Genomic DNA, 25,113 nt, shown 5'->3' on the forward strand with positions numbered 1-25,113 from the left:
TCTGCCTCTGATGGGCAGTGGTTTTTGTGTCGTTAGGGACGGCCTCTTCGCGAGCAGGCTCGCTCCCACAGGGGAATGCATTTCAAATGTGGGAGCGAGCCTGCTCGCGAAGGCCGAAGGCCTCGATTTCAGCGTTTAACCGCTGTGGGCTTGTGTAATTCAGCCCGCTTGCTCAGCAAATCAAACACCGCCGGATACGCCGGCCGTTCGATATACCGTCCGGCACCGCGCTCGGCACGCAGGTCGCCGTCGGCCCAGACCACTTTGCCCTGGCTGACGGTATGGGTCGGCACGCCGCGCACGGTCTTGCCTTCGAAGATATTGAAGTCCACCTGCTGATGGTGGGTCTTGGCGGAGATGGTGCGGGTGCCTTGCGGATCCCACAGCACCAGGTCGGCATCGGCGCCGACGCGGATCGCGCCTTTGCGCGGGTAGAGGTTGAAGATTTTCGCGGTGTTGGTGGAGGTGAGGGCGACGAAGTCCTGCATCGACAAACGTCCGCTGTTGACCCCTTCATCCCACAGCACCGCCATGCGGTCTTCGATGCCGGCGGTGCCGTTGGGGATCTTGCTGAAGTCGTCGCGACCGGCGGCTTTTTGCTCGGCGCAGAAGCAGCAGTGGTCAGTGGCGGTGGTGTGCAGATTGCCGCTTTGCAGGCCATGCCACAGCGCTTCCTGATGCCCGCGCGGGCGGAACGGCGGGCTCATTACGTAACCGGCGGCGGTCTGCCAGTCCGGGTGTTGGTAGACGCTGTCGTCGAGCAGCAGATGCCCGGCGAGCACTTCGCCGTACACCGGTTGACCCTTGCTGCGGGCGTAAGTGATTTCGTCCAGCGCTTCCTTGGTCGAGACGTGCACCAGATACAACGGCGTGCCGATGGTTTCAGCGATGCGAATCGCCCGGCTCGCCGCTTCGCCTTCCACCTGCGATGGCCGCGACAATGGATGCGCCTCCGGCCCGGTGATGCCCTGGGCCATCAACTTGCGTTGCAGGTGATAGACCAGCTCGCCGTTTTCCGCGTGCACGGTCGGCACCGCGCCGAGTTCCAGACAGCGCTCGAAACTCGCCACCAGCGTGTCGTCGGCGGCCATGATCGCGTTCTTGTAGGCCATGAAATGCTTGAAGCTGTTGATCCCGTGATGGCTGACCAGCTCGGCCATTTCCTCACGCACCTGTTCGCTCCACCAGGTGATCGCGACATGGAAGCCATAGTCGGACGCAGACTTCTCGGCCCAGCCGCGCCACTGGTGAAACGCTTCCATCAGTGACTGCTGCGGATTGGGAATCACGAAGTCGATGATCGACGTGGTGCCCCCGGCCAGACCCGCCGCAGTGCCGCTGTAAAAGTCTTCGCTGGCCACGGTGCCCATGAAGGGCAGTTGCATGTGGGTGTGTGGATCGATGCCGCCGGGCATCAGGTATTGGCCGCTGCCGTCGAGCACTTCGGCGCCGGCGGGAATATCCAGGTTTTGACCAATGGCTTTGATCACGCCGTCAGCGCAATAGACGTCGGCGCGATAACTTTCATCATGGGTAACAACGGTGGCGCCACGGATCAACAGAGACATTCCGAGTTCCTCGCAGGCATGACCGACTTGTGCCGGTTCTAAATGTTTTATTGATGTACAACGCTGATCGGCGTATTCCTGTCAGCGCTGTCAGGAATAGAAGCTAGTCGCAGTTTTGCAATTGATCAAGATTATTTTTTATAAGCTTATTGCTATTTTAAGTGCATGAAAAATAACGATAAAAAACGCAAATCACCAAAATGGTGAGGCTGTTCACCATTTTGACGCACTTGACAGGATGGAAATATGAGCAAGATTTCCTATGTGAAATCAGCCGCTTGAAGTTGAGCTGCGGCTGAGCGCCCGTGATGAAAAAAAGTGCAGTGCACCAGATTGAGTCCTGACCGTTCGAACAACTTGGCAAACGTTTAGCCTGAGCGTGCAGACAAGTTTTCGAGGACGCTTCCGGTGAATAATTAAAACCGTGACATATCAGAAAGTTGCAATGCGTTTGAACCACGGCCCGATGCGTAAGCGGGGCATCCGGCACGTTTATTGATGCCGCCGCTGACACCCTGGCCGGTGCAAGAAAGTTGTCAGTTCCTCCGGCCATCGTCCGGTTCGCACCTTGGTGTGCAGCCGTCTGATGAGCAAAAAAAATAATCAGAAGAACAGTGGAGCGGCCATGCAACAGAACAGATCGCAAGTGACCGAGCGCGACGGCTTGTTCGAACTCGAAGCCGGCAGCGACGTCCTCGACAGTCCCCGTTACAACCACGACATGGCACCGACCAAGGTGCGCGAACGAACCTGGAACAAATGGCACATCACCGCGCTGTGGATCGGCATGTCGGTGTGCGTGCCGACCTACACCCTCGGCGGGGTGCTCACCGCCTATTTCGGCCTTACCGTTGGTGAAGCGCTGATGGCGATTCTGCTGGCCAACGTCATCGTGCTGATCCCGTTGACGCTCAATGCCTTTCCCGGCACCAAGTACGGCATTCCATTCCCGGTGCTGCTGCGCTCGTCGTTCGGCGTGCTTGGCTCCAACGTGCCGTGTCTGATTCGCGCGCTGGTGGCGTGCGGCTGGTTCGGGATTCAGACGATGTTTGGCGGATTGGCGATTCACCTGTTTCTCGGCTCGATCTTCGACGGCTGGAAATCCCTCGGCGGAACCGGCGAGGTGATCGGTTTCATGATTTTCTGGTCGCTGAACCTGTGGGTGGTGATCCGCGGCGCCGAGTCGATCAAGTGGCTGGAAACCCTGTCTGCGCCGTTGTTGGTGGCAGTCGGCATCGGTCTGCTGGTGTGGGCCATGCCCAATGTGTCGATGACCGAGTTGCTGGCGATTCCACCGAAACGTCCGGAAGGCGCCAGTGTGGTCAGTTACTTCGCTGCCGGGCTGACCGCGATGGTTGGTTTCTGGGCCACGCTGTCGCTGAACATTCCCGACTTCAGCCGTTACGCCAAGAGCCAGAAAGACCAGATCCTCGGGCAGATTTTCGGCCTGCCGCTGACCATGTTTCTGTTCGCTTCGCTGGGGGTGGTGATGACCGCCGCTTCGGTGAAACTGGTCGGCATTACGGTGTCGGATCCGGTCAGTCTGATCGGCCATATCCAGAGCCCGATGTGGGTCGCGTTAGCCATGGCGCTGATCATCATCGCCACGCTGTCGACCAACACCGCCGCGAACATCGTTTCGCCGACCAATGATTTCCAGAACATCGCGCCCAAGGTGATCAATCGCACCAAAGCGGTGTTGCTTACAGGCTTCGTCGGGTTGGCGCTGATGGCTCACGAGTTGCTGAAAAAGTTGGGCCTGATCGTTTCCGATGTCAGCCTGGAAACCGTGTATTCCAACTGGCTGCTGGGTTATTCGAGCCTGCTCGGGCCGATTGCCGGGATCATGGTGGTGGACTATTTCCTGATCAAGAAACAGCAACTGGACCTGGCCGGGTTGTATCGCGACGACGTGTATCCGGCGTGGAACTGGGCCGGTTTTACCGCGTTTGGCGTGCCGGTGGTGCTGACCTTGCTGTCGTTGGGCAGCGATGCGTTCAGCTGGTTCTACAGCTATGGCTGGTTTACCGGCTCGGCGCTGGGTGGGGTCATTTATTACGGGTTGTGTTCGATGCGAAGCAGCCCGTCTGTTGTGAAATCTTCGGTGTGAGGGATGGCCCCTTCGCGAGCAAGCCCGCTCCCACAAGGGAGCGCATTCCAAATGTGGGAGCGGGCTTGCTCGCGAAGACGGCCTCAAATACACACAAGAACTGCCTGAAGAAACTCATAAAAACTGCCTGAGGAGATCAACATGAACGCAGCCGTAGACGTTCTGCAATCCACCCATCAGCACATCAACCGCGACCGCCTCTGGGCCTCGCTCATGGAACTGGCCAAGCTCGGCGCCACGGTCAAGGGCGGGGTCTGTCGCCTGGCCCTGACCGACCTCGACCGCCAGGCCCGCGACCTGTTTGTGCAATGGTGCAAGGACGCCGGGTGCAGCGTCACGGTGGATGAAGTCGGCAATATCTTCGCCCGTCGCCCGGGACGCAATCCGAACCTGCCGCCAGTGATGACCGGCAGCCACATCGACACCCAGCCCACCGGCGGCAAGTTCGACGGCTGCTTCGGCGTGCTCGCCGGGGTCGAAGTGCTGCGCACCCTCAATGACCTCGGCGTGGAGACCGAAGCACCGCTGGAAGTGGTGGTCTGGACCAACGAAGAAGGCTCGCGCTTTGCTCCGTGCATGATGGGCTCCGGGGTGTTCGCGGAAAAATTCACCCTCGAAGAAACCCTGGCCAAGGTCGATGCCGAAGGCGTCACCGTCGGCGAAGCCCTGAATGCCATCGGCTATGCCGGACCACGCAAAGTCAGCGGGCACAAGGTGGGTGCCTATTTCGAGGCACACATCGAGCAAGGCCCGATCCTCGAAGACGAGCAGAAAACCATCGGCGTGGTACTCGGCGCTCTCGGGCAAAAATGGTTCGACCTGAAACTGCGCGGCGTCGAAGCCCACGCCGGGCCAACCCCGATGCACCTGCGCAAGGACGCCCTGGTCGGCGCCTCGGTGATCGTCGGTGCGGTCAACCGCGCGGCCCTCGGCCACCAACCCCATGCCTGCGGCACCGTCGGTTGCCTGCAAGCCTATCCCGGCTCGCGCAACGTCATCCCCGGCGAAGTGCGCATGACCCTCGACTTCCGGCATCTGCAACCGGAACGACTCGATTCGATGATCGCCGAGGTGAAGCAAGTCATCGACGCCACTTGCGAAGAGCACGGATTGACCTATGAACTAACGCCGACTGCCGACTTCCCGCCGCTGTACTTCGAAAAAGGCTGCGTCGAAGCCGTGCGCGGCGCGGCGCAAGGCCTGGGCCTGTCGCACATGGACATCGTCAGCGGCGCGGGACACGACGCAATCTTCCTCGCCGAACTCGGCCCGGCGGGAATGATCTTCGTACCGTGCGAGGGCGGGATCAGCCACAACGAAATCGAAAACGCCGCGCCGGACGATCTGGCGGCCGGCTGTGCGGTGTTGTTGCGGGCGATGCTCGCGGCTTCGGCGATGGTGGCCGCTGGTAAAGCCGCGGCCTGAAGATCAAAAGATCGCAGCCTGCGGCAGCTCCTACAGTTGGATTGCATTCAACCTGTAGGAGCTGCCGAAGGCTGCGATCTTTTTATGTCACCCCAATGTCATGGAAATGTGCGACGTTTGTGCCCCATGAAAATCATCACCTCCGGCGCCTCCTATCTGGACATCGACGCCTACGCCTGCTGCATCGCCTACGCAGAATTGCTCAACCTGCAAGGCAGTCCCGCCCGCGCGGTCAGCAGCGCAACGCCCAACAGCAGCGTGTCGCCGACCGTTCTGAGTTGGGGCGCTGCTTTTCAGCGTTACACGCCGCAAGCAAACGACGAATTCGTGTTGGTCGATGTGTCCGACTATCACCACTTCGACCCGCTGGTGGTGCTCGACCAAGTGGTCGAGGTCATCGATCATCATCCCGGTTACGAGCCGTACTGGGCAGAGCGACTGGGTTCCGCCGCCGACATCCGCCCGATTGGTGCAGCGGCGACGCTGGTTTTTCAGCGTTGGCAAGCTGCGGGTCTGCTCTCGCGAATCAGCGAGCAAAGCGCGAAATTGCTGGCCACGGCAATCCTCGATAACACGCTTAACCTCACCGGGCAGATGACCTCTGAGGCGGATATTGAAGCTTATGAGGCATTAATGCAGCGGGCGAATCTGCCGGCAAACTGGCCCGAGCAGTATTTCCTCGAATGTCAGGCCGCCATCGAAGCAGACCTGCAGACCGCGTTGGCGGCGGATCTGAAACGCTTCAAACCGGACAGCAACCTGCCGCAGGTCTTCGCACAGATGACGGTGTGGGACGCCGATGCGTTGCTTCACAAACATCGCAACGAGATCGGCGGCTGGATGGTCGGGCAGGGCGATGACTGGTTGCTGAACGTCATCAGCATCCGTGACGGCAAGAGTTGTTTGCTGGCTGAGCCGCTGCTCAGCCAGCAGAAGCTGGATCGGTTGTTGCCACTGCAATGGCAGGCAGGGATGGCAGTTGTGAAACCGTCGATGCTGCGCAAGGAACTGCTGAAACTGGGGCTGAACCTCAAGCCGCTCTGATGCGCTGATCAACCGGGCCGGTCATTCTTGCCCGCTGTGCCCTGGCGTCTGTCGGGGCCGTTGGGGTTGCCGACATCCAGCAACCTTCGTTCGACCAAAACATTCTCCAGTGCCTGACGCTCGACCGGCGCCATTTGGTGTTCGCGCTTTTTCAACTCCAGCAGGATGGGGCTGGACCAGGTGCGATAAGTCTGTTCGATGTTGCGACGCGACGTCATCAGTCTCTCCTTGATCAAGAGCCCGGTGGAGCTGGCAGGGGCTCAATCCGATGAGGGAGTAACCTTAGTCGACAAACCCCGAGTCCGCGAATGTGGTGTTGTTCCCTGTAGGAGTGAGCCTGCTCGCGATAGCGGTGCGTCAGTAGCGCAAATGACAGCTGACACATCGCTATCGCGAGCAGGCTCACTCCTACAGGTTTTGCATCGCCTGCGGGTCAATCGTCGATATTCATCATCGCCTGCACACCTTCCCACGCCTCGGCGCGCATCCGTTCGATATCCAGCCCCGGAATCACGCCGTTATCGACCACGATCCGGCCACCCACCAGGCTGTACTTCACGCTGATCGGCTCACCCGCCACCACCGGTGCGACCGCACTGTCGTGGAAGCCGAAGAAGCGTGGGTGATCAAGGCTGTAGATCACCAGATCCGCCGCTTGCCCGACCTCCAGCGTACCGACCGCGCCCAATCCCAATACCTGCGCACCGCCCGCCGTGCCCCAGTGGATCACGTCTTCGACGGTGGTCGCTGAGGCGCCCTGTTCGGCGCGGTGGATCAGCCACGCGGTGTTGGTTTCGCCGACCATGCTTCCGGATTCGTTGGACGCCACGCCGTCGACGCCGAGGGAGATCGGCACGCCGGCCTCGTACATTTGCGGCACCGGCGCGACGCCGCTGCCGAGGCGAGCATTACTCACCGGGCAGTGCGAGACGCCGGTGCCGGTCTGGGCGAGCATGCGGATTTCGCCGGGTTGCAGGTGCACGGCATGGGCAAACCAGACGTCGGGGCCGAGCCATTCGTGTTCGGCGACGAATTCCACCGGCAGGCAGTTGTACTTGTCGCGGCAGAAATTCACATAGTTCTGCGTTTCCGACAGGTGCGTGTGCAGACGCAAGCCGAGGCCGCGGGCGGTGTGCGCCAATTCGCGCAGCAGGGTCGGCGGCAGCGAAAAGGTTGGCGTGGTGGGGGCGACGACCACCCGGCGCCGGGCGTCCGGGGTGTCCTGGTGATACAGCGATTTCAGCCGTTCGATGTCGCCGACCATTTGTTCGAGGCTTTCCGGTTGCAGCGCGGTTTTCGAGAAGCCCGGGTGGGCGCTGGCGGACTCCAGTGCGCCACCGCGACACAACACAAAGCGCAGGCCGAACTCGTCGGCCAGATCGAACAGCAAATCCCCAGTCTCGGTGCTGCCGTGGGCGTGGTAGAGATAGTGGTGATCGGCGCACGTCGTCACCCCAGACAGGAGCAACTCGACCATGCCCAGACGGGCGGCGATCCGCGCGAGTTGCGGGGTGAAGCGGTTCAGGCGCGGGTAGGGCACGCTCGCCAGCCAGCCTTGCAGGTCCTGATTCAAGCCTTCGGGCACGGCTTTGAGCAGGTTCTGGAACAGGTGGTGGTGGGTGTTGATCCAGCCCGGATAGACCACGCCGTTGCGCGCATCGATCACCCGCTCGCCGGGTTGCGCTTGGAGGTCGGCGGCCATCTCGGCGATGCGTCCGTTGACCACACGAATGTCCACTGCGCCGGCCCGGGCACGCGGGCCGCGCAGCCCGGTCATCACTGCGACCGGGTTTTTGATCAGGATGTTTTGAAGTCGAGTCATGGGCAGGCTCCAGTCAGAGAATGTGCGAGGCGGATTTGCCGGGTGTGGTTTCTGGCACGCTGACGCCGTTGAGCGCCGCGTTGAGCAGCACCGACACCAGGCAGGCGATGACCACGCTGCTGTGCAGGAACGGCTGTGACCACTCGGGCATTTGTTTGAACAGGGTGGGTGCGAGCACCGGTACCAGCGCGGCGGCGATGGTGAAACCGACGATCAGTACGTTGAAGCGATTGCGCTCGTAATCGACCTTGGCCAGGGTCTGAATCCCCGCCGCCGCGACCACGCCGAACATCGCAATGCCGGCGCCGCCCAACGCCGCGGTCGGCATCGAAGCGATGATCGCCCCGGCCTTGGGCACCAGCGCAATCGAACACATCAGCAGGCCACTGACGGCGACCACCCAGCGGCTGCGCACGCCGGTCAGGATCACCAGACCGACGTTTTCCATGAAGGCGATGAACGGGAATGCGGCGAACATCCCGGCGATGGTGCTGGCCAGGCCATTGGCGCGCAGGCCGTTGATTACCTGCTTGTCTTCCACCGGTTTGTCGACGATGTCGCCGATGGCCACGAACAGCCCCATCGACTCGACCATCTGCACGATCATCACCACCACCATGGTCGCGATGGGGATCAGGCTGAAAGTCGGCAAACCGAAGTAAAACGGGTAGGGCACGGTCAGCCACGGCGCCTCTTCGACGCTGTGAAAGTTGCCCATGCCCAGACCGTAAGCCAGACCGGCGCCGACCAGCATGCCCACCAGCACCGCCATGTTGCGCAGCAGCGGACTGCCATAGCGATTGACCAGCAGAATGGTCAGCAGCACCACCACCGCCACCGCGAGAAATGCCGGGGCGCCGAAGTTGCTCGCGTTGCGTCCGCCACCGACCCATTCATAGGCGATCGGGAACAGCTGCAAACCAATCACCGTGACGATGCAGCCGGTGACCACCGGCGGGAAAAACCGCCGCAATCGGCCCACGAACGGCGCCATCAGCATGGTGAAGATCCCGGCACCGATCACCGCCCCGCAAACCCCGGCAAATCCCACGTCGGGGTTGCTGCCGATGGCAATCACCGGGCCGACGCTGCTGAACGCCACGCCTTGCAGAATCGGCAGACGCACGCCGAATTTCCATAAGCCGACGGTTTGCAAAAGGGTGGCGATGCCGGAGCAGAACAGCGTGGTGCTGATCAGCACTACGGTGTCGGCGTGGGACATTTTCAGGGCACTGGCGACAATCAACGGCACGGCGATGGCGCCGATGTACGAGACGGCCATGTGTTGCAGGCCGAGGGTGAGCATCTGTCGCACCGGCAGAACGCGGTCGACGGGGTGCACGGTGGAGGAAGGAGTGGCTGACGACATGGGGAATCACCTCTAGCTGTTGTTATTCGGTACAGAGGGGTATTCGTCTGATGCTGTCTTAGAGGCACCGCAATCCTTGTGGGAGCGGGCTTGCTCGCGAAAGCGGTGTGTCAGTTGACATCATTGTTCAATGACCCACCGCTTTCGCGAGCAAGCCCGCTCCCACAGGTGTTGTGTTGTTCAAAAAACGGCATCAGTCATTCGTGCTGCGAAGCCGCCATCCACCGGCTCCGATGCCTTGTTCAGCCTGCCAGGCAGGCGGCAAAGCCCTGGTTCAGCGCCGCGCGATCCAGGTCGCGGCCGATGAACACGATCTTGCTCGAGCGAGGCTCCGTGCCCCACGCGGTCGAGGCGCGAAACTCCACCAGGCTGTGCACGCCTTGCAGCACGTAGCGTTGGTCTTCGTTGGCCACGGCGAGCACGCCTTTCATCCGATAGAGGTTGTCGGCCTGCGAGGAGCGCAGCTCGCTGATCCAGCGATGGAACGCCATCAGGTCGACCGCGCCGTCGACGGCGATGCCCACCGATGACACGCTGGGGTCGTGTTCATGGTCGGCTTGTTCATGGTGGTGTTCATGGTCGTGATGCTCAGGTTCAGCGCCGATTTCCATGAGCTTCTGCGTGCACTCGAACGCGCCGATGCCGAGGATTTTCGTCAGGTCGATCTGTGCATGAGTGGAGGTCACCAGATCCGCCGTGGCGTTCAAGCCACGGATCTTGCTGCGCAGGATTTCCACCTCGTCGCTGCTGACCAGATCGACCTTGTTGATGACGATGCGGTCGGCGCAGACGATCTGATCCACCGCCTGATTATCGACGCCATCCAGTTGCAGATCTTCCAGGTGCTGGGCGATGTGCTTGGCGTCGACCATGGTCACGATCGCATCGAGTTCGACTTCCTCGGCAATCGGGTCATTGATGAAAAAGCTCTGCGCCACCGGGTACGGATCGGCCAGACCGCTGGTCTCGATCAGGATGTGATCGAGGCGCACCGGACGCGCCACCAGCTCGCGGACGATGCGCACCAGATCCTCGCGAACTTCGGCGGTACAGCACACGCAGCCGTTGACCATCTCGTAGATTTCTTCGGTCTCGGAGCTGAGCACCAGATCGCCGTCGATCCCGACCTCGCCGAACTCGTTTTCGATCACGGCAATCTTGCGCCCGTGGTTTTCCTTGAGGATGTAGTTGAGCAGGGTGGTTTTGCCGGCACCGAGGAAGCCGGTGAGGATGGTCACGGGGATTTTGGTGTTGGGGGTTGGGGCGTTGAAGGGGGTGTTCATCTGGAGCTCCTTTGATTGGCGTTTGTGGCGAGGGGATTTATCCCCGATGGGTCGCGAAGCGGCCCCAAAATCTGCAATTGCGCTGTGTCAGGAAAACCTCATTCACAGGTTTTGCGACTGCTGCGCAGTCGGTCGGGGATAAATCCCCTCACCACAGGTATTCATTTCCACATTGGGTTCTCGGTGTTCTTTCCAGCGGGTGGCAACCCCGGCATCGAGGCCGAACAGGTCGAGCACTCTGCCGAGGCTGTGATCGACCATCTGTGCAAGGCTTTCGGGCCGGGCATAAAACGCCGGCACTGGCGGGGCGATGATCCCGCCCATCTCGGTGACGGCGGTCATGTTGCGCAGGTGGGCGAGGGTCAGCGGCGTTTCGCGGGCCATCAGCACCAGCGTGCGGCGTTCCTTGAGTGTGACGTCGGCGGCGCGGCCGATCAGCCCGGACGAAGTGCCGGTGGCGATCTCCGCCAGCGTGCGCATCGAACATGGCGCGACCACCATGCCCAGGCAGCGAAACGAACCGCTGGCGATCCCGGCGGCGACGTCATCGGCGCGGTGGTACTGGCTGGCGAGCGCGGTGACCTCGGCCAGTTTGTAGTCGGTTTCATGGGCCATGGTCAGCAGCGCGGCACGGCTGATGATCAGGTGGCTTTCGATGTCCAGTTCGGCGAGCAATTGCAGCAGGCGCACGCCGTAGATGAAGCCGGACGCGCCGCTGATGCCAACCACCAGCCGCTGGCGGTTCACGATGCCAGCCCTTTGAGCAATTGCCGCGCACGTTTGAGCACGTCCTGATCGAGCTGCGCCTTGATCCCGTCGAAGCCCGAGCCACGGGTGGCGTCCAGGCCCATGCGCGAAGTGGTGCCGTTGACCGAGGACGACGGATCCAGTGGGCTGCCGGGCAAACCGTCGATCACGAAAATATCCAGATGCGGCTGGAAATGCGTGGCCAGCGCCCACAACACCTGGCTGTCGTCGGTGATGTCGATATCGCTGTCCACCGCGATCACGCTTTTCAGGTACGGGTCCCAGCCGAGCAGGGCGAGCATGATCTGCCGCGCTTCGCCGTCGCGGCTCTGATCCAGCGCCACATAGCAATGAAAGTGCGTGCCGGAATTCGGGTAATGCACGGCGGTGACGGCAGGGAAGCGCGCCTTGAGTTTTTCGCTCATTTCCGCTTCGCGCGGTAGCCGCGCGAGGGTCAGGTGTTCGGCGTAGCGGCCGCCCATGACGTCCACCAGCCAGGCGTCCTTGCGCCGTAACAGGGTGTCGACGCGCAGCACGTTGTTGGTCGAGCGATCCGAGGAGTAACCGCTGAATTCGCCGAACGGGCCTTCCTCGGCGTAGGCCGTCGGATCGATGGCACCTTCGAGGACGAACTCCGCGTATGCCGGTACGCCAATGCCGTAGCGCGGGGTCTTGACCAGTTCCAGCGGCGCGCCGAACAAGCCGCCGGCGACGGCGCGTTCATCGCTGCCATAAGGCAAGCGAGCCGCCGCCGCGAGCATGAACAGCGGATGTGCGCCGACCACCATCGCCACGCGCAGTTCTTCACCGCGTTCACGGGCGGTCTGCAGCATCCGCCACAGGTGTCCGCGCGAGTGCAGGCTGGTCGCCAGGGACTGCCGGGCGTGGCGCATCGAGCGGTGGTAACTCATGTTGGCGATGCCGGTCAGCGGGTCCTCGGCGATGATGATCGCGTTGGTGATGTACGGCCCGCGATCGCTGTCGAAGTGCTTGAGCATCGGCAGCAGCGCCAGATCCACGGCTTCGCCTTCGAACACTTCATCAAGCACCGGGCCGGTTGCCACGTAGCGCGGGGCGACGGGCTGGTTGGCGCGGCTCTGGAAAGTTTCGTGCAATTGCGCCGGGGTGACGTCGAACAACCGGGCAATACGGGTGCGGGAGGCGAACAGATTGGTCGCCACCGGCACCTTGAGGCCGCCGACGTTTTCGCAGATCAGCAACGGATCGCGGCCCTGTGCGGCGAGGGCATCGACCAGGGCAGTGACGTCCTGATCGGCAGAAAGCGCTTGGGTGATGGTCAGCACATCGTCCGGGTACTCACGGCGATAGGCGTCGATGAAAACGTGAAAATCCTGCGTGTCGCCGAGCGTCGAACGGGTCATGGTTTCACCTCGTAAAAAGCAGGCACGCAGGGGTGAGAGGGCGTTCGATCGAGCAGCCGTTGGCCTGCCGGTCGAGGGAACGACGGGTCATCTTCGTGCCTGTAAAGTCGCTGTGTTGTTGCAGTGTTGCCTTGTGGGTGACATTTGTGGCGAGGGGATTCATCCCCGATCGGCTGCGAAGCAGTCGTAAACCAGTCAGCGCGGTCTGCCTGATACAACGCGGTTGCAGGTTTTGGGGCCGCTGCGCAGCCCATCGGGGATGAATCCCCTCACCACAGGGTTACCTTGTGTCCCAGGGATCAGCGTTGCCTAGAGGTACGTCGTGGTCAGACGAATATCCGCCTCAACCAGATCCTTCGGCGGTGGTGTCGGTTCGATCCCGCACAACCGGGCGATGTTGTTGCCCAGGTAGTCCTCCAGATGATCCTCATCGATGCCCAGCCCTTGCGGTGCCGGTGAGCACAGCACCTCAAGCTCCCTTAGCCACATGCCCGGTTCGTTCGGCGGCGAGTCGGTGCCGAACACGATCTTGTTGCGCGGCAGTTCCTTGGCGAATTCGACGATCCGCGACTGGAAGCACCAGCCGGATTCGCAGTACACGTTCGGCGTGTCCATCGCCATCCAGAACGCCTCGAACGAGTAGTTGCCGCCGGTCTGGATGCCGAAGTGGCCAATGATGAAATTGACCATCGGGAACTCGCGGATGATCGGGTAAAACATCGTCGGAATGGTGTACGGGCCATCGCCCGTATGGATCAGCACCACGATGTTGTACTTGGCACAGACTTTCATTGCCGGGCGCAACCAGTCCAGTGCCCGGTCCGGGCGATAGCCGTGCATGTTGGCGTGCAGCTTGAGCATCTTGAAGCCGTATTCCTTGATGTGGAATTCCAGCTCCGCCGCACCGTTTTCCGGTCCCCAGCGTGGGTTGAAGTTGAAGTTGCCGATGAAGCGATCCGGGTACTTCACGCACAGCTCGGCGACGTACGACATGTAGTCACGCACGCCCTCGCGGCCACGGCGGTTGCCGTCGCGATAGCCGGTGTTGCCCGGTGGCGGCTGGATGAAGCCCATGTCGATGCGGCGCGGTTTGCCGTTGATCATGTACGGGCCGTCCATCAGCTTGAGCATGCGCTCGCCGGTGAACGGTTCGCCGGTGTGGCGCCAGGCCTCGTCGACCAGGTTGGTGGGGTGCAGATGGGTGTCGATGATCATCGGTTCAGCTCCTGGCCAGTTGCGTGGTGACGGGGCGCTTGAGCTGCGCCTCTGCTTCGGAAACGGAACGCGGCGGTGCGGTTGGCTCGAGGCCGATCATCCGCGCGGTGTTGTTGCCCAGGTACTCCTCGAGGGTGTCTTCGTCGAGGTTGAGGCCCTGCGGCGGCTCGTGGCACAACACTTCGAGCAGGCGCAGCCACATGCCCGGTTCGTTCGGCGGAGTGTCGGTGCCGAAGAGAATCTTGTGCGTTGGCAGGACCTTGGCGAACTCGACGATCCGCGATTGCAGGCACCAGCCGGATTCGCAGTAAACGTTGGGCAGTTCCATCGCCCATTGCATCGGTTCGAACACGTAGACCCCGCCGGTCTGCACGCCGAAGTGGGCCATGATGAAATTCACGTTGGGGAATTCCTTGATCATCGGCACCCATTCCGACGGGATGCTGTACGGCCCGTCACCGGTATGCAGCTTGACCGGAATACCCAGCTCGGCGCATTTCTCGAAGCACGGGCGCACCCAGTCCAGTGCACGATCAGGGCGGTAGGCGTGCATGTTGGCCTGCATCTGCACCATCTTGAAACCGTGTTGCTTGACGTAGCGCTCGATCGCCTCGACGCCGTTTTCCACACCGCAGCGCGGGTTGTAGACGAAGCAGCCGATGAAACGATCAGGGTAGGTCTGCACCATTTTCAGGGTGTAGGCCATGTAGGCGTCGATGGATTCACGGCCCGAGAGTTCGCCGTCGGTCCAGGTGTAAATGGTGTTGCCCTGCGGCGGCTGGATGAAGGCTTTGTCGATACGGCGAGGTTTGCCGTTGACCATGTACGGGCCATCCATCATCTCCAGCAGACGCTCGCCGGTGAACGGGTCACCGTCATGCCTCCAGGCGAGGTCCACGAGATCCGTGGGATAGCAGCTGATATCGATGATCATTGAAGTCGATCTCCTGATAGCGGGGAAGGGAGCCTTGCGGCTCTCGGCATCCACGCCCCGGGCTATCGGCCATTTCTATGCGCAGCACTCGCGCATTCCCTCGCCTGTTCGCATCCGGCCCGGGTGGGTGGTTGCTGAGGGCGAGTATTGGAAAGGGCGGAGGGGTTCGTACAATATTAATTGGGCGCGGTGGTGATACTTGGGCGATATGGTTTGGTTTTTGCGGTGGTTGTGCCGACCCCTTCGCTGGCAAGCCAGCTCCCACAGGTTTTGTGTCGTTACAAAGATTGGATTAACAACTCGATCACTGTGGGAGCGGGCTTGCTCGCGAAGGCGTCAGGACTGTGTACGCGCAGCCAACTGCCTGATCACCTCAACCACCGGCGCCACGCGCTCGGCCTGCCCATGCGGCCACACCGCGTAGAGGTTGTAATGCGCAGCAATCTGCGCCTCGTTCAACGCCACCAGCCGTCCACTGCGCAACGCATCGGCAGCCAGCAATCCGCGCACCAGCCCGGCGCCCACCCCGGCTTCGGCAGCCGCAATCAGGTTCGCCGCATTATCGAAAATCACCCGCGCCGCTGGCTCTACCGGCGGCATCCCGGCCGCATCCAGCCACGGAATCCACGACCTTCGCGTATACCCCAACAGTGGCAACTGCAGAATCTGCTCCGGGCTCAGCGGTAACTGCAGACCATAGCGCTCAAGCAGCGCCGGCGAAGCCACGGCCAACACCCGATCGCCGCAGATCTGCGTCATCTCGCAGTCATCCCAATCGCCATAGCCGTAACGCAACGCCAGATCGACCCGCTCGAAGCTGCCGCGATCACTGCGCGGCATCGACAGCAGCGTCACCTCGTAATCCGGCAGTCCGTCGAGCAATTCCGGCAGGCGCGGATTGAGCCAGCTCTGTGCCAGTTCGCTGTCGACGTCCAATGTCAGGCGTTGCGCCACGCTGCGGTTTTTCACCGAGGACAGCGCTCGATCGATTTGCGCCAGACCATCCGCCAGCACGCTGGCAAACAACTGCCCGGCATCGGTCAGGTTGCTGCCGCCGCCTTCACGCACGAACAGTGGCTGGCCGATGAATTCTTCGAGCGCGCGGATTTGCTGGCTGATCGCGCTGTGCGTCAAGTCGAGCTTGCGCGCCGCGCTGGAGAAACTGCCACTGCGCGCTGCGTGGATGAACGCGCTCATGGACTGCACCGACGGGTATCGCTTGTACATGTTGTTAGTCCTGCTTACACCGGTTGGCAGAAATCGTCGCTGGCCGCGTGTTGCGTGGGCTTCCAATAATCGGTCACCAGGCCCGCACAAAGACGGGCCGCTCTTTTGGAGCCTGACAATGATCGCATTCACGGTAAACGGCGAACGACGCGAGCTGGATGAAGCGTCCCCCTCCATGCCCTTGTTATGGGTACTGCGTGATCAACTGAAACTCACCGGCACCAAATTCGGCTGCGGCATGGGCCTGTGCGGTGCCTGCACCGTGCACCTGGACGGCGTCGCGGTGCGTTCCTGCCAGTTGCCGCTGGCCGCCGTTGCGGGCCACAGCATCACCACCATCGAAGGTCTGTCACCGAGCGAAAGTCATCCGCTGCAACTGGCCTGGGTCGCCGAAGATGTGCCGCAATGCGGCTACTGTCAATCCGGGCAGATCATGTCGGCGGCAGCCTTGCTCAACACGGGAGCGGCGGTGACCGACGATTCGATCCGCAATGCGATGTCGGGGAATATCTGCCGTTGCGGCACTTACGGGCGGATCAACAAAGCGATCAAACGTGCGGCGAACGCGCCGAAGGAGGCGTGATGAGCCTGCGCGACGACACCTTGATCGAACCGTCACGCCGGGTGTTTCTCAAGCAGGCAGCGACGGTCGCTTCGGGCCTGGCGATTGCCTTGTACCTGCCATCCGGCAGCGCCGCCAGCGACCCGAAAAACCTGGCGCCGGCCACCGAATTCGAGCCCAACGCCTGGGTGCGGATCTTCCCCGACGGCACGGTAAAACTGGTGGTGCACAAGCACGATTCCGGCACCGGCACGCAAACCGCACTGGCTGCGTGTGTGGCCGAGGAGCTGGATGTGAACCCGATGACCGTGCAGGTGATCACCCCGGAAGATCCGTTCTTCGAGACCTACATTCACCCGATCTGGAAAGTCTTCTCCACCGGCGGCAGCACCAGTGTTTCGCTGGAATACGAGCGCTTGCGCATGGCCGGGGCCACAGCGCGGGCGTTGTTGATCGCCGCTGCGGCGAAGCACTGGACAGTCAGCCCCGACAGCTGCAGCACCGAAGAAGGTCGGGTGGTTCATCTGTCCAGCAAACGCAGCCTCGGCTACGGCGACCTGGTCGGGGTGGCAGCGCGTCTGCCGGCACCGGCCCACGTCAGGCTGAAGGATCCGGCGCAGTTCAAATACATCGGCAAACTGCGGCACAAGCGTGATGCCGCGGCCAAGGTTTGCGGACGGTTCAAGTACAGCATCGACGTGCAGTTGCCGGGGATGCTGGTGGCGGTGATTCAGCGCGCGCCGGTGGTCGGGGCGAAAGTCGTCAGCGTGGATTCGGCGGCGGCATTGCAGGTGCCGGGCGTGCGCAAGGTGATTGCAGTCCCCGGGCGCCCGGACGTGCTCGGCGGCAATCTGGAAGGCGTTGCGGTGCTGGCCGAGACGTTCTGGGCGGCGCAGCAGGGTCGTAAAGTGTTGGAGGTCAAGTGGAGTGATTCGCCACTGGCCGGGTTCGACAGCGCGGAACTGGCCAAGGCTCAAGCGGCTGCTATTACCGATCCGAAAAGCCAGACCATCACGGCCATGACGCATGGCGATGTCGGCGCGCAATGGCCGCACGCGGCGAAGCTGATCGAAGCCGATTACCGCATGCCGTACAAGGTGCAGAACCCGCTGGAACCGATCTGCATCACCGCGCAAGTGCAGGACAACGCAATCACCTATTGGGGCGGCGTGCAGGTGCCGTCGTCAGCGCTGGAAGCCGCGCAAACCGTGTGTGGCATCGCCAAGGACAAAGTCACCATCAATGAACTGGTATCCGGCGGCAGTTTCGGTGCGCGGGAAGCCAAATACTGGTTGTTCGAGGTGGCGTATCTGGCGCAGCAAACCGGGGTACCGGTGAAGTTGCTCAACAGTCGTGAAGACGAGATGCACGCACTGTTCAATCACCCAGCCACACTGCACCGGGTCAAAGGCGCGTTGGATGCCCAGGGCAACCTCGCTGCGCTGCAACTGCACGCGGTATCACCCGCCTCGCCGGAGCAGTGGGAGCCGGGCTACTTCGAACGCCCGGATCACATGGATTACAGCACCACCGAAGCGATCACCGCGTGGGACTTCGCCTATCGTCCGCCGCATCTGGAGCTGAACTGGGTCAAGCACGAAAGCCATGTGCCCAGCGGCTGGTATCGCTCGGTGAGCTTCATCCCCAACGTGTTCGCCGTCGAGAGCTTCATGGACGAGTTGGCGCATGCGGCAGGCGCGGATCCGCTGGCGTTCCGCCTGGCCAACATGCAGGAGCGGCCACGGCATGTGGCGGTGCTCAAACAGGTTGCCGAACGCGCCGGATGGGGCCAGCCGTTACCGCCCGGCACTGCGTTGGGCATTGCGACCCATCAGGGTTACACCAGTTTTATCGCGGTGGTGGCGCGGGTCGCGACGGTCGATGGTAAGTCGAAAGTCGAGAAGCTGACCTGTGTGGTCGATTGCGGTCTGGCGGTGTCGCCGGGCGGGGTCGAGGAGCAGATCTACGGAGGACTGATGTGGGGCCTGGGCCATGCACTGTTTGACCGGCTCGATATCCAGCAGGGCAGGGTGGTGCAGAGCAATTTCCACGACTACCGCGTAACCCGCATGTCGGACATGCCGGCCACCGACATCGTGGTGATGGATGGTGAGCCAGGCAAACCCGGTGGCGTTGGCGAGCTGGGCAGTCCGTCAGTGGCGCCAGCGATTGCCAACGCGTTGTTTGCGCTGACCGGCGTGCGCCAGCGTTCGACACCGCTGAGTCTGGGGTAGGCGCCATGGACCTGCGCCTGCTGCGGTATTTCATGGCCCTGGCCGATGAGCTGCATTTCGGTCGGGCGGCGGAGCGTTTGCACATCTGCCAGCCGCCGCTGAGCCAGCAGATTCGCCTGCTGGAGGAGGAGCTGGGCACGCCGTTGTTCGAGCGCAGCCATCACCGGGTCGAGCTGACAGCGGCGGGGCAGATGCTCAAGGAGCAGGCGCCGCTGGTGTTCGAACAGCTGGAACGGGCGCTGGACCTGACCCGCCAGACCGGGCGCGGGCAGCTCGGCGAGTTGGAAATCGGCATGATCAGTTCGGTGATGGTCGGCGTGCTGCCCACGGCGTTGCATCTGTTTCGTGAGCGCTATCCGCAGGTGAACTGGCGGCTGCATGAAATGACTCCGGCGGCACAGGTCAAGGCGTTGAAGGAAAAGCGTATCGACGCCTGCGTGTTTCGCGTCGGTTATGACGATCCGTTGCTGCGCAATGAGTTGCTGATCTACGAGCCGATCCATGTGGTGATGCCGGCCGATCATCCGCTGGCCGGTCGCGAGGTGCTGGCCCCCGCGGATCTGGCGCAGGAGCCGTTTGTCGCGCTGGAGCTGAAGCAGTCGCGGTTTGCCAATTTCCTTTATCAGTGCTGCATCCAGGCCGGGTTCACCCCGCAGATCCGCCAGCAGGTGATCGAGGTGCAGACGCTGCTCAGCCTGGTGCGCGCGGGTTTCGGGGTGGCGCTGCTGCCGGCCTCGATCGAGCAGTTGGCCCCGGCGGGGCTGGTGTTTCGCAAGCTGACGCCGGCGCTGCCGGAGGTGCCTTTGTATGCGACTTATCGCGCTGACGATGCTTCGCCGGTGCTCAGGTTGTTTCTCGATACGTTGCGCGAGTTGGTGGAAACCTCCGGCCAACGCTAATCCCCCCCGTGGGAGCGGGCTTGCTCGCGAAGGCGGAGTGTCAGTTAAAAATCAGTTGAATGACACACCGCCTTCGCGAGCAAGCCCGCTCCCACAGGGGGGTAGTGGTGGTGCGGGAATTTATGTTCGGCACGATCACGAACGCCTGCGGTCGTAATCTTCACACGCGCATTCCCTGTGGAGATCCAATGAGCCAGGAAGTCCTGACCCGCGAAACCAATCGTCGCCAGTTGCAGCAGATCATTGCCGGGCTGTCCGACGGGGTGATTCTGTTGGAGCTCGATCAGAGCATCCTCTGGGCCAACGAGGCGGCGCTGGCCATGCACGGTGTCAGCCGGATCGGTGAGCTGGGCACTAATGCCGATGAGTACGCCAAGCGCTTCAGCCTGCGCTATCGCAACAATCATACGGTGCCCCCGGAAAATTACCCGATCAGCCGCGCGGCGCGCTGCGAAGCCTTCAACGACGTGCTGATCGAGGTGTCTGCCGTGGACGATCCCGAGCACGTATGGGTGCACAACGTGCGCAGCATGATCCTGACCGACCGCGAAGGGCAGCCGGAGTCGCTGGTGCTGATCATGAGCGACGTCACCGATTGGGCCAATGCCGAGCAGCGCTTTGAAAAAACTTTCAACGCCAACCCGGCGCCGGCGGTGATCTGCCGCCTCAGCGATTTGCGCTACATCAAGGTCAATCCGGGTTTCCTGGAGATGACCGGTTATACCCGCGACCAGGTGATCGGCACCTCGGCCTATGAAATCGATATTTTCGAGCAGGCCGAGCAAAGGGATCTGGCGATTCAGCGCCTGCGCGATGTGGCGACCATTCCGCAAATGCAGGCGCAACTGCGCCTGCCCGATGGCGGCAGCAAGCAAGTGATCGTTGCTGGGCAGCCGTTGGTGCTCAATGATGAGGATTGCATGCTGTTTTCCTTTGTCGATATGGAGCTGCGCCACAAGGCGGAAGTCGCGCTGCGTCAGAGTGAGGAACGCTTCGCCAAGGCGTTCCGCCTGACCCCGGTGCCGATTCTGATCTGCACGGCCGAGGAGCAGAAGGTGATCGATGTCAATCAGGCGTTCCTCGACACCCTCGCCTATGACAGCGATGAGGTGGTGGGCAAAACCGTGACCCAACTGCATTTCATCGACGACGATGGCGCGCGGGCCCGGCTGCTGACTGCCTTGTCGAAAAGCGGTCGGATCGATCGGGTCGACGTCCGGGTGCGCAAGAAGGATGCAGAGCTGCTGGAGTGCGCGGTGTCCGCCGACACCGTGAATATTCAGGACACTCCGTGCTATCTGCTGGTGCTGATGGACATCACCGAGCGCAAGCGCACGGAATTGGAGTTGGTGGCGGCGATTGAAGAGGTGATGAAAGATGCTTCGTGGTTCAGCCGGACGCTGATCGAAAAACTGGCCAACGTGAAGAAGGTCAACTCGCCGCAACTGCCGAGCGTGTCGTTCACTGACCTGACGGCGCGCGAGCGTGACGTGCTGGGGCTGATCTGCGAAGGGTTGGCCGACAAGGAGATTGCCGCACGCCTGAAACTGGCGCCGAATACCGTGCGCAATCATGTGGCGACCGTGTATTCCAAGCTCGATGTGCACAGTCGCAGCGAGGCGATTGTCTGGGCACGGGAGCGTGGTCTGTTTTCTGGCGAGCGCGGCACGAAGGGCCAGCGGTAGGTGCAAATGCACTAGCCGATACGGTGCAAATGCAGGTTCTGGTGCGGTGGGGCAGTTCTTAGTCTGGTGGCGTGCGATACGAGCCTGTTGGCTTGGGATCGTCTCCCTTCGAAACAGCTTAAGGAACAGGCTCCATGATGAATCTTGCGCAGTTGCGCGCCAGCCTCGAACAGAGTTTTTCGCCATTGGCGTGCGAGTGTTCAGTGGATGGGGATCATTCGCTGACGGTGAAGTTGTATCACCCGGGTTCGGGGCAGGTGGATCTGGTGATCAGCGGGTTGAAGCTCAATGCGTTGCGTACGCCGGAGGCTGTGGCGGCGTTGATTGATGAGTTGCGGTATGAGTTGGAGAGTAATTCTTTGCGGGCGGCTCGGGATCCGGATATGGCCTAGGGTTTTGGTGTTGGTTTGTTTTGGGTGTATATCCGTTGCTGCGGTTATGGCTGCTTAGGGTTCCGCCCTTACGGCGGGTCACTTTTGGCAAACGCCCCAAAAGTAACCAAAAGGTCTATGCCCTGACGTTCGGCCCTCGCCTAGGCTCGGGTTCCTTCGCTGCGGGATTCATCCGGGGGGCAGCGCCTACGGTTTGCTTCGCTGCACCTCCTCTCGCTGTGTTTGGCTGCGCCAAACGGTCGCTGCGCTCCCACCCCCGGATAAATCCCTCCACTCAGCCTGCCGACGGGCCCTTAGATCAAAATCAAAAGCGGTACTCGAGCTAACGCTCATTGTGTTGAGTGGGGCGGCTGCGCCGCATGGGGTGCACGCTCTCTGAATTGTAGGAGCCAGCCTGCTGGCGATGGCGGCCTGACAGCCGACCAATCTCTTGCGGATGCACCCGGCGCAACTGTGGGAGCTGGCCTGCCAGCGATGGCGGCCTGACAGCCGGCCAATCTCAAACTGAATGCACTCAGTCCAAATGTGGGAGCGGGCTTGCTCGCGAAGGCGGCCTGACAGCTGACCCATTTCAGTCAGGAGTACTCAACCCCTGTGGGAGCTGGCTTGCCAGCGATGGCGGCCTTCCAGTCAAAAAAAATCTTGTTGATGTACCCCTCCCACACAGATTTTCCTCCCCGCAAAATCGACAGCCAATTCCCTTATCCCCCTCCATTTCACTGGCGCTTACAGGGTGGTCGGCTATAAAGAATGAGTGGTCAGGTCTTCCGTCATGCGTGGTATTCGTGCGCGATTGCGGAAGTGGCTCTTCCATTCATCGCGGGTCGTCCTATGAATAATCCTGGGAAACGCGTGTATCTGCCGTTGTCGCTGGCTTTCTCTGTCGCGCTGTTAAGCGGCTGTGCCAGTCCTCCGCCACCTCCTCCTGCTGCACCGCCGCCACCGCCGGTGCGTACCTGTCAGACTCTGGAAAACACTCAGGTGTCTGGCGATATGTACGTTGACGAGCAGGTTACTCGCCATATCACCACCACTCGTTGTGTCACGCAGTAGTGCTGTGGGGGGCTTGCCGGTGCACTTTGTCAGGCAATTACCCAACGTCACTGTCTTACAGATAACCCCTGTGGGAGCGGGCTTGCTCGCGAAGGCGGTGTGTCATTCAAGGCAATGCTGCCTGACACTCCGCCTTCGCGAGCAAGCCCGCTCCCACAGGGTTAATCATTTGTCAGAGAGATCAGGACAGGAACCCGCCATCCACATTCAGCGAAACCCCGGTGGTGTAGCTTGATGCGTCGCTCGCCAGGTACAGCACCGCACCAGCCATTTCACTCGGGTCGGCCACGCGCTTGAGCGGGATCTGCGTCAGCGCCTGCTTGAGGATTGCGTCGTTCTTCACCAGCGCCGAAGCGAACTTGGTGTCGGTCAGGCCCGGCAGCAGGGCGTTGCAGCGGATGCCGAACTGCGCGCATTCCTTGGCGAAGACCTTGGTCATGTTGATCACCGCTGCTTTGGTCACCGAATAGATGCCCTGGAACACGCCCGGTGAAATCCCGTTGATCGACGCGACGTTGATGATGCTGCCGCCACCGTTTTCGCGCATCAGCTTGCCGGCTTCCACCGACATGAAGAAGTAGCCGCGAATGTTCACATCGACGGTCTTCTGGAATGCGCCCAGATCGGTGTCCAGCACGTTGCAGAACTGCGGGTTGGTCGCAGCGTTGTTCACCAGAATGTCGAGGCGGCCGAACTGTTCCTTGATCCCGGCGAACACCTGGCTGATCTGTTCCATTTCACCGATATGGCAAGCCACGGCGGTGGCTTTGCCGCCGGCGGCGATGATCGCGTCGGCGACGTGCTGGCAGCCTTCGAGCTTGCGGCTCGAGACGATCACGTGGGCGCCTTGCTGGGCCAACAGTTTGGCGATGGCTTCACCGATGCCACGGCTGGCGCCGGAGACGAATGCGATTTTGCCGTCGAGGTCGAACAACTGAGTCTTGGACATAAGGGTTCCTTGGTGTGGGCCGTCAGAGGCTCGATTTCGCAATGACCTGCAGGCTCATCTGCTCCAGCAGTTTGTTCATGTGAATGAACTGCGCGAAGCGTTTGTCCTGGGTCTGGCCGTGGTAGAAGCGGTAGTAGATCTGCTGCACGATGCCGGCCAGGCGGAACAGGCCGTAGGTGTAGTAGAAGTCGAAATTGTCGATCTGGATGCCCGAGCGTTCGGCGTAGTAATCGACGAACTCGCGGCGGGTCAGCATGCCCGGGGCGTGGCTCGGCTGGCGGCGCATCAGTTGCACGGGCGCCGGATCATCAGCCTGAATCCAGTAGGCGAGGGTGTTGCCCAGGTCCATCAGCGGATCGCCGAGGGTGGTCAGTTCCCAGTCGAGCACGCCGATGATCTGCATCGGGTTGTTCGGGTCGAGGATCACGTTGTCGAAGCGATAGTCGTTGTGGACGATGCTCGACGTCGGATGGTCGGCCGGCATCTTGTCGTTGAGCCAGGCTTTGACTTTCTCCCAGTGCGGCGCGTCCGGGGTCAGGGCTTTTTCGTAGCGCTCGCTCCAGCCCTTGATCTGGCGGGCGACGTAGCCTTCCGGCTTGCCCAGATCGCCGAGGCCGCAGGCGTTGTAGTCAACCCGATGCAGCTCAACAAAGCGGTCGATGAAGCTCTTGCACAGCGCTTCGGTTTTCGCCGCATCGAGGCCCAGTTCCGGCGGCAGGTCGGAGCGCAGGATGATGCCCTTGACTCGCTCCATCACATAGAACTCGGCACCGATCACCGACTCGTCGGTGCAGTGCACGTAGGCTTTCGGGCAGTACGGAAAACCGTCGCGCAGTTGATTGAGGATGCGGAATTCGCGGCCCATGTCGTGGGCGGATTTGGCCTTGTGGCCGAACGGCGGCCGGCGCAGGACGAATTCCTGCTGCGGGTATTCCAGAAGGTAGGTCAGGTTCGACGCACCGCCAGGAAACTGGCTGATCTGCGGTGTGCCGGTCAGGCCCGGAATGTGCGCCTTGAGATACGGATCGATCAGGCTGGCATCGAGTTCTTCGCCATCGCGGATCCGGGTGGACTGGTCAGTAAGCGCCATGCTTATCCCTTCTGCTTATTTTGGAGGCCAGACATCATTGGCTAATCTAATGGTGCGCTCGGGTGCTCACAAGCGCGGGTCGGTCTTATAGGTTAGCGTGTTGCAGGATAATCACCTTTGGGA

General features: G+C 61.4%; 20 protein-coding genes. 8 read left to right on the forward strand and 12 right to left on the reverse strand.

Annotated elements, in window-relative coordinates:
* Positions 1-128 precede the first annotated feature (128 nt).
* On the reverse strand, positions 129-1,568 hold the full coding sequence (hydA, locus tag M0814_RS06815) for a dihydropyrimidinase (RefSeq protein ID WP_103484661.1): 1,440 nt from the start codon (positions 1,566-1,568) through the stop codon (positions 129-131).
* Positions 1,569-2,193: 625 nt separating this feature from the next.
* Between hydA and M0814_RS06820 the strand changes: the two genes are divergently transcribed.
* The 3 genes from M0814_RS06820 to M0814_RS06830 all read left to right on the forward strand — a co-directional run bounded on the left by M0814_RS06820 (position 2,194) and on the right by M0814_RS06830 (position 6,147).
* The gene (locus M0814_RS06820; RefSeq protein ID WP_103484660.1) at positions 2,194-3,678 is read left to right on the forward strand and encodes an NCS1 family nucleobase:cation symporter-1; all 1,485 of its coding nucleotides are present in this window, start codon (positions 2,194-2,196) and stop codon (positions 3,676-3,678) included.
* Between the two features lie 141 nt (positions 3,679-3,819).
* Positions 3,820-5,103, forward strand: coding sequence for a Zn-dependent hydrolase (locus M0814_RS06825; RefSeq protein ID WP_103484658.1), 1,284 nt, complete (start codon positions 3,820-3,822; stop codon positions 5,101-5,103).
* A gap of 126 nt (positions 5,104-5,229) precedes the next feature.
* The gene (locus M0814_RS06830; protein ID WP_103484657.1) at positions 5,230-6,147 is read left to right on the forward strand and encodes a DHH family phosphoesterase; all 918 of its coding nucleotides are present in this window, start codon (positions 5,230-5,232) and stop codon (positions 6,145-6,147) included.
* 8 nt (positions 6,148-6,155) lie between these two features.
* Here M0814_RS06830 and M0814_RS06835 read toward each other — a convergent pair whose 3' ends face one another.
* The 9 genes from M0814_RS06835 to M0814_RS06875 all read right to left on the reverse strand — a co-directional run bounded on the left by M0814_RS06835 (position 6,156) and on the right by M0814_RS06875 (position 16,126).
* A complete protein-coding gene (locus M0814_RS06835) occupies positions 6,156-6,365 on the reverse strand; it encodes a hypothetical protein (protein WP_003224027.1) in 210 nt (69 codons plus the stop codon).
* A 215-nt stretch (positions 6,366-6,580) separates the two neighbouring features.
* Complete coding sequence (locus M0814_RS06840; protein WP_103484656.1) at positions 6,581-7,969, reverse strand: amidohydrolase family protein; 1,389 nt, start codon at positions 7,967-7,969, stop codon at positions 6,581-6,583.
* 13 nt (positions 7,970-7,982) lie between these two features.
* Positions 7,983-9,338, reverse strand: a complete 1,356-nt coding sequence (locus tag M0814_RS06845) for a nucleobase:cation symporter-2 family protein (protein ID WP_103484655.1) — start codon at positions 9,336-9,338, stop codon at positions 7,983-7,985.
* Between the two features lie 242 nt (positions 9,339-9,580).
* Entirely contained in the window at positions 9,581-10,621 is a 1,041-nt protein-coding gene (locus M0814_RS06850) for a GTP-binding protein (protein WP_103484654.1), read from the reverse strand.
* A 102-nt stretch (positions 10,622-10,723) separates the two neighbouring features.
* On the reverse strand, positions 10,724-11,368 hold the full coding sequence (locus M0814_RS06855) for a UbiX family flavin prenyltransferase (RefSeq protein WP_103484653.1): 645 nt from the start codon (positions 11,366-11,368) through the stop codon (positions 10,724-10,726).
* Positions 11,365-12,750, reverse strand: a complete 1,386-nt coding sequence (locus M0814_RS06860) for a UbiD family decarboxylase (RefSeq protein ID WP_103484652.1) — start codon at positions 12,748-12,750, stop codon at positions 11,365-11,367. Before M0814_RS06860 ends, M0814_RS06855 begins: the two co-directional genes overlap by 4 nt.
* Before the next feature lie 309 nt (positions 12,751-13,059).
* The gene (locus tag M0814_RS06865) at positions 13,060-13,965 is read right to left on the reverse strand and encodes an amidohydrolase family protein (protein ID WP_003224037.1); all 906 of its coding nucleotides are present in this window, start codon (positions 13,963-13,965) and stop codon (positions 13,060-13,062) included.
* 4 nt (positions 13,966-13,969) lie between these two features.
* Positions 13,970-14,899 (reverse strand): amidohydrolase family protein, encoded by a 930-nt coding sequence (locus tag M0814_RS06870; protein WP_003224039.1) that lies wholly within the window; start codon positions 14,897-14,899, stop codon positions 13,970-13,972.
* A gap of 336 nt (positions 14,900-15,235) precedes the next feature.
* Positions 15,236-16,126 (reverse strand): LysR substrate-binding domain-containing protein, encoded by an 891-nt coding sequence (locus M0814_RS06875; protein ID WP_045122397.1) that lies wholly within the window; start codon positions 16,124-16,126, stop codon positions 15,236-15,238.
* Positions 16,127-16,244: 118 nt separating this feature from the next.
* On the opposite strand from M0814_RS06875, the gene M0814_RS06880 reads away from it, so the two are divergent.
* The 5 genes from M0814_RS06880 (at position 16,245) to M0814_RS06900 (ending at position 21,898) form a co-directional block, all read left to right on the forward strand.
* The gene (locus tag M0814_RS06880; protein WP_041073291.1) at positions 16,245-16,709 is read left to right on the forward strand and encodes a (2Fe-2S)-binding protein; all 465 of its coding nucleotides are present in this window, start codon (positions 16,245-16,247) and stop codon (positions 16,707-16,709) included.
* Positions 16,709-18,922 carry a molybdopterin cofactor-binding domain-containing protein gene (locus tag M0814_RS06885; RefSeq protein WP_103484651.1) on the forward strand — a complete coding sequence of 738 codons (2,214 nt, stop codon included), beginning with the start codon at positions 16,709-16,711 and terminating at the stop codon, positions 18,920-18,922. Before M0814_RS06880 ends, M0814_RS06885 begins: the two co-directional genes overlap by 1 nt.
* Before the next feature lie 5 nt (positions 18,923-18,927).
* Positions 18,928-19,821 carry a LysR substrate-binding domain-containing protein gene (locus M0814_RS06890; RefSeq protein ID WP_103484650.1) on the forward strand — a complete coding sequence of 298 codons (894 nt, stop codon included), beginning with the start codon at positions 18,928-18,930 and terminating at the stop codon, positions 19,819-19,821.
* A 188-nt stretch (positions 19,822-20,009) separates the two neighbouring features.
* Positions 20,010-21,506 (forward strand): helix-turn-helix transcriptional regulator, encoded by a 1,497-nt coding sequence (locus M0814_RS06895; protein ID WP_103486201.1) that lies wholly within the window; start codon positions 20,010-20,012, stop codon positions 21,504-21,506.
* A gap of 134 nt (positions 21,507-21,640) precedes the next feature.
* Complete coding sequence (locus M0814_RS06900; RefSeq protein WP_003224047.1) at positions 21,641-21,898, forward strand: DUF1652 domain-containing protein; 258 nt, start codon at positions 21,641-21,643, stop codon at positions 21,896-21,898.
* A gap of 1,234 nt (positions 21,899-23,132) precedes the next feature.
* Here the strand turns inward: M0814_RS06900 and M0814_RS06905 are convergent.
* Together M0814_RS06905 and M0814_RS06910 are read right to left on the reverse strand one after the other, a co-directional pair.
* Positions 23,133-23,900: an SDR family oxidoreductase gene (locus tag M0814_RS06905; RefSeq protein WP_007965755.1), complete on the reverse strand. Its 768-nt coding sequence runs from the start codon at positions 23,898-23,900 to the stop codon at positions 23,133-23,135.
* 22 nt (positions 23,901-23,922) lie between these two features.
* On the reverse strand, positions 23,923-24,990 hold the full coding sequence (locus M0814_RS06910) for a phosphotransferase family protein (protein WP_103484642.1): 1,068 nt from the start codon (positions 24,988-24,990) through the stop codon (positions 23,923-23,925).
* Positions 24,991-25,113: the final 123 nt, after the last annotated feature.

The organism is Pseudomonas sp. MWU12-2020, assembly GCF_023100605.1.
GTDB classification, from domain to species: domain Bacteria; phylum Pseudomonadota; class Gammaproteobacteria; order Pseudomonadales; family Pseudomonadaceae; genus Aquipseudomonas; species Aquipseudomonas fluorescens_H.